Raw genomic sequence first — 16396 nt, 5'->3', positions numbered from 1 at the left:
CCCGGCCGGGTACGGTCCACCGGCCCCGGTCATCGTAGCGACGACTTGTCGGATCCCTCGCCCGGGGTCCCTAGGTGTGATCAAACAGGCACGGACGGGCTACCCGAGGGGCCGGCTCGTCCGATCAGACGGGACAAACGGGCACGAGCCAGGCGGCGCAGCTCGTCGGCGGCGATCGCCCGCTCCTTCTCCGGCGGGTGGCTCATCCGGGCGTGGATGGCCGACAGCGCCTGATTGAGCTGCTCCTCCGGCCGGTGGCCGTCCAGGCAGATCACGAACGCGTGACGGAAGCGGCTCTCGTACTCGGTGTGGGCGGCCTCCCAGGCGGTGTGCGCGGCCGTGGGGGTGCCCGGCGGCAGGCCCGCCGAGGTCTCGTCGGCCAGCGCCTCGTCGAGGTCGGCGCCGGACAGGTCGTAGCTGGCCTCGTCGGCGGCGGCGAGCAGGGCGTCCAGCGTCGGGTACGGGCGGTGGGCGGCGACGCGCCGAGCCCAGCTCCGGCTGCCGCAGCAGGCCAGCAGGGCGACCTCGGCCGCGTCGGCCGGGGCGGCGTTGAACCGCACCAGGCCCTCCAGGGCGTGGGCGCCGCGACTCGGGGCAGGTATGGCCCGGGTGCGGGTGGCTTCGGGGCGAGGTGCCGCGAGCGGTACGGCCTCGGGCGTGGCGCCCCGGCGGGCGAGTCCCGTCCGGTCCGCGCCGGCCGGCGCGCGGGCGGCCTCCCCCTGGGCGTGTCGCGAGCGGGCGGTGCCCGTGCCGGCGGCGCCGGTACCGGGCGTACCGGCCCTGGCCGGGAGCGTGGGCGGTCGCTTCGGGGCGCCTGCGGTGGAGTCGCCGGCCATCGTGGGCTCCTCGAAAAGGACAGCGGGACGGGGCAGCGGGAGATGTGTGAGGAAGGTGTGAGGGAAGGGGCACAACATTACCCAGGGTGAGCGTACGCGGTACGGGAGATGCGAGAAGTTCACTCGGAAGAGAGAGTTTCCGTACGGCCATGGACATTCCAGGCATGGAGGTACGCGCGTGAACCGGCATTCCACAGGGGGTCTCGTCGCGGCCGTGGTGCTCTCCCTCACGGTCGCGGGCTGCGGCGACGGCGGCGACGGCGACCTGGGCACCGCGGCGCCCGGCACGGCGACGACGCCGGCGGCGACCACCCCGACGACCACCTCGAAGGTCACCCCGCCCGAAACCTCCCCCACTCCGTCACCCACACGGACGTATCCGCTCTCGACCGAGCCGCGCACCATCCCCTCCGTGCGCGAGCACGAGCCCGCCCGGGGCCCCGGCTGGCGGCCCGGCGGCGGGAGCGCGGTGGTGGTCGCCAAGGGCAGCGGCGCCCTCGCGGACGAGGCCCGCCTCCTCGCCGGTGAGCTGAGGACCGCGTACCGCGGCGAGACCGCCGCCCGCCCCGGTGACATCGAGCTGGCCCTGAACTCCGGGCAGGCGGGCGGCCCCGAGTCGTACACGCTCACCACCCGGGGCGGGCGCGTCCGGATATCCGCGCCGGACGAGGCCGGGGCCTTCTACGGCACCCGCACCATCAAGCAGGCCCTCCGCTCGGGCGGCACCGTCCCCGAGGGCGTCATTCGCGACCGGCCCGCCAAGCCGCAGCGCGGCCTGAACGTCGACATCGCCCGCAAGCACTTCAGCGCCGCCTGGCTCGAGGACCGGCTGCGCGACATGGCCGACCTCAAGCTCAACCAGCTCGGCCTGCACTTCTCCGACGACCAGGCCTTCCGCATCGAGTCGACCTCCCACCCCGAGGTGGTCGCGCGGCAGCACCTCACCAAGGCCGAGGTGCGCCGCATCCTGGCGCTCGCCGCCCGGCTGCACATCACCGTGGTCCCCGAGATCGACTCGCCCGGACACCTCGGCGCGGTCCTGCGGGCCCACCCCGACCTCCAGCTCCGCAATGTCCAGGGCACGCCCCGGCAGGGTGCCATCGACATCTCGAAGCCCGCGTCGGCCAGGATCGTCGACGACCTGCTGCGCGAGTACGCGGAGCTGTTCCCCGGCCCGTGGTTCCACATCGGCGCCGACGAGTACCAGGCGCTGACCGTGAGCGACCCGGCCGCCTCCTATCCGCAGCTCGCCGGGGCCGCGCGGGAGAAGTACGGCGCCGACGCCGACGTGGAGGACCTGGCGACCGGCTGGCTGAACGACCGGGCGGCGGTCGTGAACGCCGCGAGGAAGAAGGCCAAGGCCTGGAACGACGGTTTCTTCGCCGGTGGCGTGGTGAACGCCGCCAAGGACATCGAGGTGGAGTACTGGACCGGCAAGGAGATCGGCGCGCGCGAACCGCTGGAGTACCTGCGCGAGGGCCGCAAGGTGGTCAACCTCAACGACGAGTACCTCTACTACGTCCTCGGTGAGCCGAACGAGTTCACGTACCCCACCGGCCGCCGCATCTACCAGGAGTGGACGCCACGGGTGCTGCGCGGATCCTCGGCGGTGCCGGAGCGGTACGCGGGCCAGATCCTCGGCGGACGGTTCGCCATCTGGTGCGACCTGGCCGGCTCCCAGACCCCCGCACAGGTGGCGAACGGTGTCCGGATGCCGCTGCGGGCGACCGCCCAGAAGCTGTGGGATCCGGCCACCCCCGAGCTGACCTGGGAGGAATTCCGGTCCCTGGCCGACCGGCTGGGCGGCTGAGCCGGGGTCCGGAGCCCGTCGTCGTCGCTGAACCAATGGTTTCCCGCCACACGCAGTGACGAATTCCGGCCATGTGGCGCAGTAAAGGGAGTACCGCGTCCGCGACGGGAGACGTCCATGAGTCAGAGCGCGCAGGAACTGATCGCCGAGGCCGGCGAACGGGGGCTGGCCGCCTCCGCGCTGGCCTGCCTCGACCGCTGCCTTCCCCTGCTGAGCCCCGCGCCCGACGATCTCCTCCGGCCGCTGTGGGGCTGCGTGGCCGAGGGCGGGGCGGGCTGGGCCGACCGGCTGGGGGAGGTCCGGGCAGCGGTCGAGGAGTCCGACGACGCCGACTCCGCCGTACTCGTACGGGGCATGCTGGGCGCCGCCCCCTCCGCGTGGGACGGGGCGGCCCTGCGCGCATGGGCGTCCGCATGCTCGCTCACCGCGCTGGAGCTGCACGAACAGCTCGGCGGCGGGCCGCTGGTGGACGCCGAGGAACGACGCCAGGTGCAGATCCTGGAGTTCCTCGCCGACACACCGTCCGACGGCCCGCCCGCCGGTCTCCGTCCGGTACTGGACGTCTCGGCCGAGGGCCGGCGGGTGCTGCGGGCCGTGGTCTCGCGCCGCGAACGCGGCGCGTGACCGGGCGCCGACGGCTCAGGGCGCCAGCAGGCGGCCGATGTTCAGGCCCGCCGGGGCCCCCAGGCTGTTGACGCCGTAGTAGACGCCCGACGACGGGATCACCCCGGACGTACCGCTGTTGTCGAGCTGGAGGATCACGCCGTTGCCCGCGTCCTCGCCGTCCGCGCCGAGCGCCAGGTCGGCCCGGCCGTAGCCGGACAGGTCGGTCAGGACGACCGCCGAACCCAGCCGCTCGTTCGGGGCCGAGTCACCGGGCACCCCGGTGGTGTCCTCCGAGTACGCGACCGATCCGGTGGCCGTCATACCGGTGGACGAGCCGCGCAACAGGATCGCCTGCCCGGCGTTGGCCTGGCTCGCCCCGCCCCGGACGAGGTCCTCGCCCGGCAGGCCGGTCAGGACGTCCTCGTACCCGTCGAGGTCGACGTCACCGATCGCGACGGACGCGCCCATCGTGTCGCCGGACTCGTCGGTGTCGGGCACACCGGTGGAGTTCTGCTGGAACGTGGCCCTGCCGGTCGCCGTCAGGCCCGTCGCGGAGCCCAGCACCTGGGCGACCGCGCCGCCGGTGGCGGTGTGGCCCGACTCGGTGGCGTTGGGCTGGCCGATCGCGAGGTCGTCGTACCCGTCGCCGTTGATGTCACCGGCCGCCAGCGAGCGGCCGCCGCGCGGATAGAGGACACCGATCCGCTCCAGGCCGTTCGCCGAACCCTTCAGGGCGACGATCCGGCCGACGCCGGAGGAGTCGCGGTAGGTGATGGCGGCGTCCGCGTACCCGTCCCTGTTGAAGTCGCCGCTCGCGGCGGACGCGAAGGACACCACCGAGGTGTTGGCCGTGTCGCTCAGGTAACCGGCCTTCGTCGGGTAGGACGCGTTCCTCGACTCGAACACCCACCAGCGGCCCGGGATGCCGGGCGCGACCGACAGCACGTCGGCCTTGCCGTCGGCGTTGAAGTCGCCCATCGTGACGGCGGTGCCGAGCTTGTCACCGTTGACCCGGTAGGCGGGCGAGGTCATGTACGAGACGCCGGAGTCGAGCCTTGGGCCGTTGAGGACGGTGACCGAACCGGTGTCCGTGTGGCCCGAGTCGTCGTCCTCGCCGGGCGCGCCGACCGCCAGGTCCGCGTAGCCGTCACCGTTGAAGTCGCCGTACGCGGTGGCCGTGCCGAAGGAGTCGGAGGCCTCGTTGTCGCCCGGCACCCCCGTGCTGTTCTGGTCGATCGTCAGGCGGGCGGTGAGGCTCGGCCCCGCGGTGGTGCCGCGCGCCACCTTCACCTGGCCCGCGCCGGAGGCGTACTTGGGCAGCGGGGCGACCAGATCGGTGATGCCGTCACGGTCGATGTCGTCCGTCGGGATCGCGGAGTTACGGCCGGCACCGGCGGCGAAGTCGCGTATCGGTGTGAGCTTCGCGTACAGGTTCTTGCCGGGGCAGGCGGTCGCGAAGGCGTCCCGGTGCCCGGAGATGACGTCGAGCGTGGCGCTCTCGCCCTCGTCCCACACGCCGGTGTTGCCCTGAGCGGTCAGCGTGACCTTGCCCTTGGGGTCGCCGCCGTACTGGCCGAGCTTCCATGCGGCGACGCGGGCCGCCGACTCCAGCGCGGCCCGGGTGGGCCTCCCGGCGGGCTTGCCCGCGGCGGCGTCGCCCTCGAAGTCGCCGAGGAAGGCGATACCGGTGGAGTAACTGTTGAAGCCGTACGTGTGCGCGCCCTTGACCGGCAGGTCGACGCCGCCGCCACGGCCCTCGAAGATCCGGCCGCACTTGTCGACCAGGAAGTTGTAGCCCAGGTCGTTCCAGCCCTCCGTCTGCACGTGGTACGTCATGATCGCGCGGACCATGGCGGGGGACTGGGCGCAGCTGTAGTTGTTGGTGTCGACGGTGTGGTGGACGAACACCGCCTGGATCTTGTCCAGGTACTCCGGCGGGTCGTCGACGATCGACTCGTCGGCGCCCCATTCGGCGCGCGAGACGATCGGCGGCCGCTTGACGGTGGAGGGCGGCGGGGCGGGGACCGTCGCGGTCGGCACGGGGGTCGCGGTGGGCGTCGTCTCCGTGGCCGTGGGGGTGGGCCCGGTGGGCGTCGTCTCCGTGGCCGTCGGGGTGGGCCCGGCCGGCGTATCAGTGGGGACGGGCGCCGTCTCGGTGCCCGTCGGGGTGGGCGCGGTGGTCTCCTCGACCGCGTACGCCGCGTTCTCGGCGGCGACGGCCGCTTCCGGCTCACGGTCCTTCGGCAGGGCCGCCCCGTTGGCCGACTCGGTCGGTGTGACGCCCGGGTCGACCAGGTGCAGCTTCAGGTCCTTGGGCAGGGCCTTGCCGGAGGTCACTTTGACCTGGACGGCGGTGGAGGGGCCGACCCAGGTGGGCTCGGACGCCCCGCGCTCGGGGACCTCCGCGCCGTCGGGCAGGTGGGCGTCCAGGTCCAGCGGCCGCCAATCGGTCCACTTGCCGGTCACGGCGTCCCGGGTCCGTATCCGGGCGTCACCCGTCACGCGGGTCTTCGCGTCGCCCCAGCCGATTCCGACGAGCGAGAACTCCTCGGTCTCGGTGCTCGGCAGCGACCGCTCGCCGGCCTTGCCCTCGCCGAGCCCCAGGGTCCGCAGCTTCGCCGGCCGCTCGGCCGGGCCCTTGGCCGGTCCCTCGCCGGACGGCCCGGCGACCGCGACGGTGACCATCCCCGCGCCGCCGGCCACGACCGCGCCGAGGGTCAGCCAGGCTCTGCGTTTCGTGCTCAGAGGTTTGTACGCGTGCGCTTTGCGTCGCGGGCTCAAATGCGCCACTCCTTGGGAAATCGGCGTGCTGGGAATTCGCTTGGGTGCGGAACCGGGCGGTTATACACCAGGCCGTCAACTCTGCGCGAGCGGCTGGAAAAATGGGGCGAATCGGCGGCCATTTCGGCCGTGAACCGTCCCGATTGTCCGGACGGTTGACATTCCCTCAGTGCTTATGAGTACGGGGATGCGACCATCCCGCCACGCCACCGTCGCACCGGCGCTGACCGGGTGGGTGAGGCGCGGAACCGTCCCGGATTACCGGGGTTCGGCGGCCGGCGGGCATGGCCTCCCGCGCCTTTCCGGTAAATGGCGGTCCGCCGTATCGTGAACATCGAGGGTGTGACAATTTCTGTTCCCTCCACGCTTCTCCTGATGGGCCGGGAAATCCGGCCGTCGAACGAAGAAGGAGCTCAAGTGCGTCTTTCGCACGTTGCGTTGACCCTGGGAACCGCTTTTGTGCTCGGTCTGCCCGTGGCGGGGACCGCACAGGCCGACGAAGCAGGGGGCACCGGCGGGTTGACCGTCACCGATTACAGTGCCGCCGCCCCGGCCCTGCGGGTGATGGACCCGGCGACCGGCGCGGTGTCCGGCGCGCTCGTCGAAGGTGTGGACGGCGTTCTCTCCGCCAAGACCACCCGGATCGCCTACATCCGTCACCGCGACACGTGCGTGCCCGAGCCGGAGGGCTGCACGCGCGTTCCGGACCTCGTCACGGCCGCGGCCGACGGCAGCGGACAGCGCGTCCTGGTGCCGGGCGTGCAGGCCGAGACGGGCGAGTACTACGTCGGCCGCCCGGACTGGTCCCCCAACGGCAAGCGGCTCGTGTACGACACTCCGCGCGGCCTGGAGTGGATCGGCGCGGACGGCAGCGGGGCGGAGGTGCTCACCACGAGCGGGAGCGGCGGTACGTTCTCGCCCGACGGCCGGAGCATCGCCTACCTGGGCACCACCCGGTACGAGACGTGGGACGGCTGGGAGTACAGCCAGGACGTGCACGTCATGGACCTCGCCACCCGCGAGGTCCGCCAACTGACCACGCGGCAGCACGCCACGGACGCGCCCGACTGGTCCGCCGACGGCCGGCGCGTCGTCTACGCGGCCGAGTACGGCATACGCGTCGTCGACGCGGCGACGGGCACGGTCACGGAGCTCCCCACGGCCGGCCTCTCGGGCTTCCGGACGCCGGTGTTCTCCCCGGACGGCAGCCGGATCGCCTTCCGGGCCCTCGACGACGCCACCGGTACGAGCGCGATCCACGTCGTCGACGCCGACGGTACGGACCTGCGCGTGCTGACGGACCGGGGCGTGCTCCTCACGGACTGGATCGCCAAGTAGGAACGGAACGTCCGCCCGCCCGTCCGGGCGGGCGGCCGTGCGCGAGAAGCGTGGGCAACCCTTTGGGGCAGTGGTGAGTCTCCTGAACGATCACGCCGTGATCGCACTGACGAGGAGACCATCATCACCGCCATACGCAAGACCCTGACCGCCACCGCAGTCGTCGGCGCCGTTCTGGCGGGTTCGGCCGCCTGCGGCACGGTGGAGCAGCTGTCCGCCGGGAAGAAGCTCGACCGGGCCTTCGAGAAGCTCGGCAAGGAGAAGTCGATCTCCTTCGAGCTCGACCTGGACACCGACGCCGCGTCCCTGAAGGCGCTGGACGCCTCGTCGGACCCGGAGCCCGGGGAGGAGATCCCCGACGAGGCCGCCGACCTGCTCAGCGGGGCGAAGATCAGCGTCACCGTGGAGTCGAAGAAGCCGCTCGACGAGTCCGGCGAGAAGGACTACGTCGGCATGGCCATGAAGGTCAGCACTCCGGACGGCGACCTCGTCGAGTACCGGGTCGTCGGCGACTACACGTACATCCGCTCCGACGTCGAGGCCCTCGGCAAGGCGATGGGCGCCCCCGTCCCGTCCGCGAAGGACCTGCCCCCGGAGGCGGACGGCTTCAAGAAGGCCCTCGAGGGCAAGTGGGTGAAGATCAACACCAAGGAGATGGAGAAGGCCGGCCAGGAGATGGGTGCGGCGGCACCCGGCGGTGAGCCCTCGCCGGAGCCCACCCTGGACGCCAAGACCCAGAAGAAACTCATGGACGCCCTCCGCAAGGTCGTCGCCCGCGAGGTCGACTTCACGACCGCCGGGGGTGAGGACGGCACCGAGCACATCACCGCCACGGCGCCGTTCCGCACACTGATCACGGAGCTGATCGGCGAGATCCGCCCGCTCTCCAAGGACCTGCCGCCCGGCGTGCTGCCGACGGACAAGGACCTCAAGGACGCCCCGAACGCCAAGGTCACGGCCGACTTCACGCTGAAGAACGGTGAGCTGACCGAGGTGAACGTCGACCTCGCCAAGCTGGCCGAGGACGCCAAGGTCAAGAAGTTCGGCCTGGTGCTGCGGATGAGCGAGGGCCAGAAGCCCACGGCCCCGGCCGGCGCCACGGAGCTGGACATCGAAGAGGCGCTCGGCGGATTCGCCGGCGCGATGATGGCCGACGAGGGGTTCGGGGACGAGGGCTTCGAGGACGGCGAGTTCTCGGAGGAGGACTTCGCCGAGGACGCCGCCTAGGACTTCGACGGGTCGGTCGTCGGGCGGGGTGGGCCACGGTGGGTGGCGCACCCCGCACCAGGAAAGTGGGGGTAGGTATGGGCATGTGGATCTCGGTGGTGCTCCTCGCCCTCGTCGAGTGGTCGCTGGAGCTGACGCGCCTCGGGGGCGGTCTTCTCTGCCTCGTCGCGGCGGCCCTGTTCGTCCGGCGCTTCGCGACTTCCCGCAAGGGGGTGCCGGTGGTGGCGTGCGTCCTGGCCGGAATCGGGGTGTGCGTCCTGGGCATGGCCTCCGCGGCGATCTGGGCCGGGGAGGAGACCGGCGTCTTCTGAGCCGGGTCTGACGCGGCTCATCGGGGGGACTCGTCGTCACAGGCGGAACAGGCCCGGTACGGCGGGAGGTCGGCGGCGATGGCGCAGGGGCGGCGAGTGGATCCCGTGCAGATCCTCATCCGGGTCGGCGACACCGATCCGGATGCCGGTGGGAACGAGGAGGCCTACCAGGAGTGGGTGTACCTGGCCCGTGAGGCCGGGTGGGACGTGGTCGAGAGCCCGGGGTTCCAGGAGCCCAGGGACGGCGGCACGCAATGCGGGCTCGTGGAGATCGAGGGGCTCGCCTACCGCGTCCACTACGGCCTGCGGGCCCGCCTGGACCTGGCGGACGGCGAGACGGTCCTCACCTACGCCGCCTGGGCGGAACCCGTGCAGTGAGTGTGCAGGAGCCTTCGCGGACGATCGAACGATGCGAATGGTTGTACGGATCCGGTGAAGTCCTCGTATGAGAAGTGACACGATCCGTTTCGCGTGACGGTTGTGACGCGTGTGTCGCTGGGTCTGGCATGGATGGGGACTTCAGCACACTGCCGGCCGCACGGAGCGTCCGCGCCTATGTGACGCAGTTCGTGGCGCGGGTCACCGAGCGGAACCGGCTGCCGCTCGACTACACCGTCAACAGCCTCCGGCTCGTCGACCTCGTGGTGGACGGGCTGCGGCGCGACCAGCCGGAGAGGTCGCGGGTCGAGCCGTTCCTGTGCGGGCTCGGCGCGTACACCGGAGAGGTCATCGTGCGGCGGGCGGGGGCGCAGTGGGTGGACTTCGACGCCGGACAGCGGGAGTACTTCGGGCAGCCGGTCGGCATCGTGATGCCGGACGGGCGGGCCTGGAACCCGCTGGGCAAGGTCGTGAACCGGTTCGAGGCGGGCCCGGAGGAGTCCGTCCATCACTTCTATCTGATGCTGCACGGCCGGGCCGCCCGCCGGAAAGTGATGCTGTGACACTTCCGCGCGTCCGGGCGCAGAGGATGATGGGGGATCTGTGACGGGCGGCGCGAAGAGGGCAGTGTGGGGGCGTACGACACGGAGCTCGGCGCTGCCGTCGAGCGCGCCCAGCGGGGGGACGAGGACGCGTTCGCGCGGGCGTACCGGCTGGTCCATCCAGGGCTGCTCGGATACGTACGCGGGCTCGTCGGCGACGACGCCGAGGACGTCGCCGCCGAGGCGTGGCTGGAGATCGCCCGGGACCTCGGGCGTTTCCGTGGTGACGGCGCGGGTTTCCGCGGGTGGACGGCGACCATCGCCCGCCACCGGGCGCTCGACCATCTGCGCAAGCAGAGGCGGAGCCCTCGTACCGCCCTCATCGAACAGGACGTATTGGACCTGCCCGGTGGCCAGGACACGGCCGCCGCGGCACTGGAGAGCCTCTCGACGGAGCAGGCGCTCGCGATGATCCGCGGGCTGCCCCGCGAGCAGGCCGAAGCGGTGCTGCTCCGCGTGGTCGTGGGGCTGGACGGACCCGCGACCGCGCGGGTGCTGGGCAAGCGGCCGGGAGCGGTGCGCACCGCCGCGTACCGAGGACTGAAGAAACTCGCCGGGCGACTGGCGCAGGGCGGAGCCAGAGGATGAGCAGGGACAGGAAACCGCGGGACGGTGACGCCGCGGCCGGTGACACCGCGGTGCCGGCCGCGCTGCTGGCGGCGGTCGTGCGGAACGCCGAGGTCGACCCGGCGCGTGAGGAGCGCGCGGTCGCGGCGTTCCGGGCGGCCCGTGACGAGGGCCGGCACGCCGGACGCAGGACCCGGCGGCGCGACGACTGGCGGCCGGGCCGCGAGGGGCGCCGTCGGCGGTCGCTGCGGGCCACGGCGATGGGACTGGCGGCGACCGTGCTGCTCGGCGGGGTCGCGGTGGCGGCGCAGACCGGTGCGATCCCCTCGCCGTTCGGCGGCGGTGACGGCGGTACGGCCCCCAAGCCACGGCCCTCGACGGCGTCCACCCCTGAAGGCGGCGTGCCGGCGACGCCGCTCGCGGAGCGGCCGGGCTCGCGGCGGGGACCGACGGCACGGCCGACGGGTGCGCCGCGCACGTCCGAGGCCGGCACGGACCTCGGGACCGGCACGGAAGGCGCCGACGGTCGTCCCGACGGGACGTCCGCGTCCAAGCCCAAGGGCAAGACGGGCGCCACCTCCGGGGCGAATCCCGGTGGCCGGGCGGGCGCGCGGACCGGGCAGTCCCCGGACGCCAAGGCCGGGCGGAAGTCGGACGCCGAGCCGGGCGCGAAGACCGGTGGGAAGCCGGGTGGGAAGCCGGGCGGGAAGTCCGGCACGGCCCCCGGCGGGAAGCCGGGTACGGGCAGCGGCTCCAAGGGCGCCGCGAAGGGCGGCACCGGCAGCGGCTCGAAGGGCGCCGCGAAGGGCGGCACGGGCAGCGGCTCGAACGGCGGCTCCCAGCGCGCGCAGCAGCCGGGCGACGGGAAGCCGGCCGACGGGAAGCAGGGTACGAAGAGCGGTGGGCCGGGCGGTGGCTCGAAGGGTGGGCCGAAGGCGGCGACCGGCGCCCCTGCGCAGAAGGCGGGCGCGAACCCGGGTCGTCCCGGCCACCGGACCGGCACGAACAGCACGCCGTGACCTGCACGCGCGTCCGGGGCGGAGGACGACCGGGGCCGCCACCCCCCACAGGAGAGGCCCCGGTCGTCGTCCACGGGTCCGCGGTACGGCCCCGTACTCCTATCAGCGCCACGCGTGCGGTTTCTGTCACACCTCGGTCGGTCAACGTGATGTTGCAGGTTGTACAAGACGTGGACGGGACGGCGGATGACCACGTAGCGTGCTGCTGCGCGCCGGGCGTGGTGACGGCGGTGACCAGCCGCGATGACGAACAGGTAGTGGGAGTGCTGGGGGACGACGCGGAGCTGACCACCGCGGTGCTCGCGGCGCAGGACGGGGACGAGGACGCCTTCCGTACTGTGTACCGCGCCGTGCACCCGCGGCTGCTCGGCTACATACGCACGCTGGTCGGCGACGCCGACGCGGAGGACGTCGCGTCCGAGTCCTGGCTCCAGATATCCCGCGACCTCGACCGGTTCAGCGGGGACGCCGACCGCTTCCGGGGCTGGGCCGCCCGTATCGCCCGCAACCGCGCGCTGGACCACCTGCGCATGCGCGGCAGGCGCCCCGCCGTCGGCGGGGACGAGACCGAGCTCACGGACAAGCCGGCCGAGTCCGACACCGCGGACGAGGCGATGGAATCCCTGGCCACCGGCCGCACCATGAACCTGATCGCGCAGCTCCCGCAGGACCAGGCGGAGGCCGTGATCCTGCGCGTCGTCGTCGGGCTCGACGCCAAGAGCGCCGCCAAGACGCTGGGCAAGCGCCCCGGCGCCGTACGTACCGCCGCGCACCGTGGACTGAAGCGGCTGGCCGAGCTGCTGGACGCCGACACCGCGGCCGCCGGCAGCGGCGGCGCACCGGCCGGAACCCCGCCCGGCGCGCTGAGCGCCGTACCGCCACAGCCCAAGCGCCGTGCGGGTTCCGGGGTGCGTACCGGTGTGACGCATTGGCGCTCGCGGACGCAGAAGGACATGTGATGGCCGACGAGCGGGATGAATGGCTCGACCAGGACGTGGCGGAGAACCTGCTGCGGGGTGAACCGGTCGGTCCCGTCGACGATCACGCGCGGGAGCGGGCGCGGAAGATCGCCGGGGCGCTCGACGCCCTGCGCGCCGCCGCCGACCCCGCGCTCGGCGAGCTGCCCGGTGAGGAGGCCGCGCTGGCGGCGTTCCGGGAGGCGCGGGCGGAGAGGGCCGCCGGGGCACGGGCCATCGTGACACCGTTGTCCGACGTGCCGGGCGTCTCCGACGTGCCGGGCGGGTCGGAGCCGCGCACGGTACGCGGTCGGCCGGGGCCCAGGAGACGTATGCGCTGGGCGCGGCCCGTGCGGTGGGGCCTGGCCGCTTCGGTCGCCGGCCTGGCCGTCGGCGGCGTGGCGGTCGGCGCCGGTACGGGCGTGCTGCCGGTGCTGGGTGGCGACAGCGAGCCGATGCCCGCCGCGACGGTGTCCGTCGCCGCCACGCCGGAGTCCCCGGAGTCGGGTGAGGCGACCGCGGGGCAGGGCTCCGCCACGCCGGGCACGGACGGCGAGCCCGGGAGCGTGCCGCCGTCGGCGTCGGCGACGCCCGGGGCGGGCGAGGAGCGTGTTCCGGGGCGCCCGGACCCGGAGGACAGCGGCGGCGTCGGCGGTGACAGCGGCTCGGGCGGGTGGCCCGGGGGCGACGGCGACGTCACGGGCGCGGAGTCCGGCTCGGGTTCCTCCGGCATCTCCGGCTCGGGTCACGGCTGGCCGGCCCGGACCGTCGACGACTGCCGGGACTACCGCGACGGCCGTCTCGACCGGGACAGCCGGGAGCGGCTGGCCGACGAGGCCAAGGGCCTGGCCTACATCGAGGTCCTCTGCGACAAGGTGCTGTCCGGCGACGCCCAGCAGCAGAACGGCTCCACCGGCTCCGGCAGCGGCGGGAGCGGCGGTGAGGATTCCGGCGGCGGTACCGGCACCGGTTCCGCCACGGGCGGTGGCTCCGGTGCCGGCGACGGCGACGGCGGCAAGGACGAGGACCGCGGTGACGGCGACGACTCGGACACGGCGCGCCCGTCGGTCTCCTGGCGCTCCCTGGCCCCGGCGCTCTCGGTGCGCCGCACCGGATGGGTGTTCTAGCCGCTCAGCCCCTGCGCACCCGCTCTGACCTGCGGTTCTGAAATTTCTTCCGCGAGGGTGTGACGTTTTTCCACCCCGCGGCGCAGTAATGAGTGAGCCGACTGGTCATCGGCAGCGCAAGAGCCGGGGTTCCCCCCGTACCTACGGCTCAGCGCACATGGCGCGGGCGGGACACGTTCCCCCGGTCCCGCCCGCGCCCTCTCCTCCCACTCCTTCGCCTACCAGTGGACGACGACCTTGTCGCCGACCTTCACCTGGCCGAAGACCGTGGCGAGCCGGTCCATGTCCCGCACGTTCACGCAGCCGTGCGAGCCGCCGTTGTAACCGCGGGCCTTGAAGTCCGACGAGTAGTGCACGGCCTGGCCGCCGCTGAAGAACATCGAGTACGGCATCGACGTGTGGTAGAGCGTCGACTCCCACTCCCGTTCCTTGCGGTCGACCTTGAAGATGCCTTCGCGGGTCGGGGTGTTCTCCGAGCCGAACCGCACGTCCATCGCCGACACGACCTTGCCGTCGATCATCCAGGCGAGGGTCCGGCTCTCCTTGCTGATGCACAGCACCCGGCCGGTCATACAGCGCGCGTCCGGCTTGTCGAGTTCGTTGGTGGTCGGCGGCCGCAGCTCCTCGGCGCTCGGCTTGCGCGAGGCCGACGTCAGCTCGGCCCACGTCGTGCCGTCGACCTCGCCGGTGGCGGACAGCCCCTGCTTCTTCTGGAACGCCGAGACCGCCTTGCCGGTCATCGAGCCGTAGAAGGCGGTGGGGCTGCGGTGGAAGTGGCCGAGCTGGCGAAGCCGCGCCTGGAGCTCGCGGACCTGCTCGTTCTCCGTACCCTCCGCCATCAGCACCTTGTCGGCGGCCGGCGAGGCCGGTGCGGAGGACGTCGGCTCGGCGCCACCGGCGGCCGAGGCGCCCGACGACGGCGAGGAGGACGCCGTGGGCGAGCCCTCCGACGGCGAGGACGGCTCCCCGGCCGCCCCCACGGCCTGGGCGGTGCAGCCGGTGGCGGCCAGGGCGACGGCCGCGGCGGCCAGGACGGATCTGCGTATGACGGATGTGCGATGCATGTGAGCCCCCCGAGTTGATGACCTGTACCTAATGGATGCTTCCCAGGGGTGCTTGGTTGCGCGGCGCGGAGCATGCTGTGAGGAAGGTCCCAGCGTGCGGCCCTCCACCCGTCGCACGCCCGCCGCTACAGTCCGTCGCGAGGGTCGGTACCAGCGAGTAGGTCGAATCGGAAGGCACAGCACATGGCGCGCGAGTCGGAGTCGGGACTGCCCATCGAGCCGGTGTACGGGCCGGACGCCCTGAACGGGTGGGACCCCGACGAGAAACTGGGCGAACCGGGCTCGTACCCCTTCACGCGCGGTGTCTACCCGACCATGTACACCGGGCGGCCGTGGACCATGCGGCAGTACGCCGGTTTCGGCACCGCCGTGGAGTCCAACGCCCGCTACAAGCAGCTGATCGCCAACGGCACCATGGGCCTGTCGGTCGCGTTCGACCTGCCGACCCAGATGGGGCACGACAGCGACGCGCCGATCGCGCACGGCGAGGTCGGCAAGGTGGGCGTGGCGATCGACTCGATCGACGACATGCGTGTGCTGTTCGGCGGGATCCCGCTGGACAAGGTCTCCACCTCGATGACGATCAACGCCCCCGCCGCCCTCCTCCTGCTCCTGTACCAACTCGTGGGCGAGGAGCAGGGCGTCCCGGCGGACAAGCTCACCGGCACCATCCAGAACGACGTGCTCAAGGAGTACATCGCCCGCGGCACGTACATCTTCCCGCCGAAGCCGTCGCTGCGGCTGATCGCGGACATCTTCAAGTACTGCAAGGCCGAGATCCCGAAGTGGAACACCATCTCGATCTCCGGCTACCACATGGCGGAGGCCGGCGCCTCGCCCGCGCAGGAGATCGCCTTCACCCTCGCGGACGGCATCGAGTACGTCCGTACGGCCGTCGCCGCGGGCATGGACGTCGACGACTTCGCGCCCCGCCTGTCGTTCTTCTTCGTCGCCCGCACCACGATCCTCGAGGAGGTCGCGAAGTTCCGCGCAGCCCGCCGGATCTGGGCGCGGGTGATGCGGGACGAGTTCGGCGCGAAGAACCCCAAGTCGATGATGCTGCGCTTCCACACCCAGACGGCGGGTGTGCAGCTCACCGCGCAGCAGCCCGAGGTGAACCTGGTGCGCGTCGCCGTGCAGGGCCTCGCGGCCGTCCTCGGCGGTACGCAGTCGCTGCACACCAACTCGTTCGACGAGGCCATCGCGCTCCCGACCGACAAGAGCGCCCGCCTGGCCCTGCGTACGCAGCAGGTCCTCGCGTACGAGACGGACGTCACCGCCACCGTCGACCCGTTCGCCGGGTCCTACGTCATCGAGAAGATGACCGACGAGGTGGAGGCCGCCGCCCTCGAACTGATGACGAAGGTGGAGGACCTCGGCGGCGCCGTCAACGCCATCGAGCGCGGCTTCCAGAAGAACGAGATCGAGCGCTCCGCCTACCGCATCGCCCAGGAGACCGACTCCGGCGAGCGGGTCGTCGTCGGCGTCAACCGCTACACCCTCGACGAGGAGGAGCCCTACGAGCCGCTGCGGGTGGACCCGGCGATCGAGGCCCAGCAGGCCGAGCGCCTCGCCAAGCTGCGCGCCGAGCGCGACCAGGCGGCGGTCGACGCGGCGCTCGCGGAGCTGAAGAAGGCCGCCGAGGGCACCGACAACGTCCTCTACCCGATGAAGGACGCCCTCAAGGCCCGCGCCACGGTCGGCGAGGTCTGCAACGCGCTGCGTGAGGTGTGGGGCACGTACGTCCCGACGGACGCGTTCTGACGCGTCCCGT

General features: G+C 72.5%; 15 protein-coding genes. 12 read left to right on the top strand and 3 right to left on the bottom strand.

Translation table 11 applies throughout. The features are described from left to right. Positions 1-80: 80 nt before the first annotated feature. Positions 81-836, bottom strand: a complete 756-nt coding sequence (locus tag ACZ6C1_RS26085) for a 2-oxo-4-hydroxy-4-carboxy-5-ureidoimidazoline decarboxylase (RefSeq protein WP_469243757.1) — start codon at positions 834-836, stop codon at positions 81-83. 178 nt (positions 837-1014) lie between these two features. Between ACZ6C1_RS26085 and ACZ6C1_RS26080 the strand changes: the two genes are divergently transcribed. Together ACZ6C1_RS26080 and ACZ6C1_RS26075 are read left to right on the top strand one after the other, a co-directional pair. Continuing rightward, entirely contained in the window at positions 1015-2646 is a 1632-nt protein-coding gene (locus ACZ6C1_RS26080; protein WP_469243755.1) for a beta-N-acetylhexosaminidase, read from the top strand. Between the two features lie 117 nt (positions 2647-2763). Next, the gene (locus ACZ6C1_RS26075; protein ID WP_469243754.1) at positions 2764-3270 is read left to right on the top strand and encodes a hypothetical protein; all 507 of its coding nucleotides are present in this window, start codon (positions 2764-2766) and stop codon (positions 3268-3270) included. A 15-nt stretch (positions 3271-3285) separates the two neighbouring features. Here ACZ6C1_RS26075 and ACZ6C1_RS26070 read toward each other — a convergent pair whose 3' ends face one another. Further along, positions 3286-6042, bottom strand: a complete 2757-nt coding sequence (locus tag ACZ6C1_RS26070; protein WP_469243752.1) for an N-acetylmuramoyl-L-alanine amidase — start codon at positions 6040-6042, stop codon at positions 3286-3288. A 510-nt stretch (positions 6043-6552) separates the two neighbouring features. On the opposite strand from ACZ6C1_RS26070, the gene ACZ6C1_RS26065 reads away from it, so the two are divergent. From ACZ6C1_RS26065 to ACZ6C1_RS26025, 9 genes are all read left to right on the top strand, one after another. Next, a complete protein-coding gene (locus ACZ6C1_RS26065) occupies positions 6553-7371 on the top strand; it encodes a TolB family protein (protein WP_469243751.1) in 819 nt (272 codons plus the stop codon). Positions 7372-7572: 201 nt separating this feature from the next. Next, the gene (locus ACZ6C1_RS26060; protein ID WP_469243749.1) at positions 7573-8598 is read left to right on the top strand and encodes a hypothetical protein; all 1026 of its coding nucleotides are present in this window, start codon (positions 7573-7575) and stop codon (positions 8596-8598) included. Between the two features lie 77 nt (positions 8599-8675). Continuing rightward, positions 8676-8909 (top strand): hypothetical protein, encoded by a 234-nt coding sequence (locus ACZ6C1_RS26055; protein WP_469243747.1) that lies wholly within the window; start codon positions 8676-8678, stop codon positions 8907-8909. 96 nt (positions 8910-9005) lie between these two features. Then, entirely contained in the window at positions 9006-9287 is a 282-nt protein-coding gene (locus ACZ6C1_RS26050; RefSeq protein ID WP_469243745.1) for a hypothetical protein, read from the top strand. 128 nt (positions 9288-9415) lie between these two features. Beyond that, positions 9416-9850: a hypothetical protein gene (locus ACZ6C1_RS26045; RefSeq protein ID WP_469243743.1), complete on the top strand. Its 435-nt coding sequence runs from the start codon at positions 9416-9418 to the stop codon at positions 9848-9850. Between the two features lie 66 nt (positions 9851-9916). Beyond that, a complete protein-coding gene (locus ACZ6C1_RS26040; protein ID WP_469243741.1) occupies positions 9917-10477 on the top strand; it encodes an RNA polymerase sigma factor in 561 nt (186 codons plus the stop codon). Further along, complete coding sequence (locus ACZ6C1_RS26035; RefSeq protein ID WP_469243739.1) at positions 10474-11475, top strand: hypothetical protein; 1002 nt, start codon at positions 10474-10476, stop codon at positions 11473-11475. The genes ACZ6C1_RS26040 and ACZ6C1_RS26035 overlap by 4 nt, the downstream gene beginning before the upstream one ends. Before the next feature lie 263 nt (positions 11476-11738). After that, a complete protein-coding gene (locus tag ACZ6C1_RS26030; protein WP_469243843.1) occupies positions 11739-12434 on the top strand; it encodes an RNA polymerase sigma factor in 696 nt (231 codons plus the stop codon). Then, on the top strand, positions 12434-13558 hold the full coding sequence (locus tag ACZ6C1_RS26025) for a hypothetical protein (protein WP_469243737.1): 1125 nt from the start codon (positions 12434-12436) through the stop codon (positions 13556-13558). The genes ACZ6C1_RS26030 and ACZ6C1_RS26025 overlap by 1 nt, the downstream gene beginning before the upstream one ends. A 218-nt stretch (positions 13559-13776) precedes the next feature. Here ACZ6C1_RS26025 and ACZ6C1_RS26020 read toward each other — a convergent pair whose 3' ends face one another. Beyond that, positions 13777-14622, bottom strand: coding sequence for a L,D-transpeptidase family protein (locus ACZ6C1_RS26020; RefSeq protein WP_469243723.1), 846 nt, complete (start codon positions 14620-14622; stop codon positions 13777-13779). A gap of 183 nt (positions 14623-14805) precedes the next feature. Here ACZ6C1_RS26020 and ACZ6C1_RS26015 point away from each other — a divergent pair, with 183 nt between their 5' ends. Next, positions 14806-16386 carry an acyl-CoA mutase large subunit family protein gene (locus ACZ6C1_RS26015; RefSeq protein WP_469243707.1) on the top strand — a complete coding sequence of 527 codons (1581 nt, stop codon included), beginning with the start codon at positions 14806-14808 and terminating at the stop codon, positions 16384-16386. Positions 16387-16396 lie beyond the last annotated feature (10 nt).

The sequence above is a fragment of the Streptomyces sp. NPDC041796 genome (assembly GCF_055590785.1).
Note: the sequence above shows the minus strand (reverse complement) of the source record. Positions and strands in the feature narration are given on the sequence as shown.

Coding starts and splice junctions, on each gene's coding strand:
- ACZ6C1_RS26085 (WP_469243757.1), bottom strand. CDS start 836: ATGGCCGGCGACTCCACCGCAGGCGCCCCGAAGCGACCGCCCACGCTC.
- ACZ6C1_RS26075 (WP_469243754.1), top strand. CDS start 2,764: ATGAGTCAGAGCGCGCAGGAACTGATCGCCGAGGCCGGCGAACGGGGG.
- ACZ6C1_RS26055 (WP_469243747.1), top strand. CDS start 8,676: ATGGGCATGTGGATCTCGGTGGTGCTCCTCGCCCTCGTCGAGTGGTCG.
- ACZ6C1_RS26045 (WP_469243743.1), top strand. CDS start 9,416: ATGGATGGGGACTTCAGCACACTGCCGGCCGCACGGAGCGTCCGCGCC.
- ACZ6C1_RS26035 (WP_469243739.1), top strand. CDS start 10,474: ATGAGCAGGGACAGGAAACCGCGGGACGGTGACGCCGCGGCCGGTGAC.
- ACZ6C1_RS26025 (WP_469243737.1), top strand. CDS start 12,434: ATGGCCGACGAGCGGGATGAATGGCTCGACCAGGACGTGGCGGAGAAC.
- ACZ6C1_RS26020 (WP_469243723.1), bottom strand. CDS start 14,622: ATGCATCGCACATCCGTCATACGCAGATCCGTCCTGGCCGCCGCGGCC.
- ACZ6C1_RS26015 (WP_469243707.1), top strand. CDS start 14,806: ATGGCGCGCGAGTCGGAGTCGGGACTGCCCATCGAGCCGGTGTACGGG.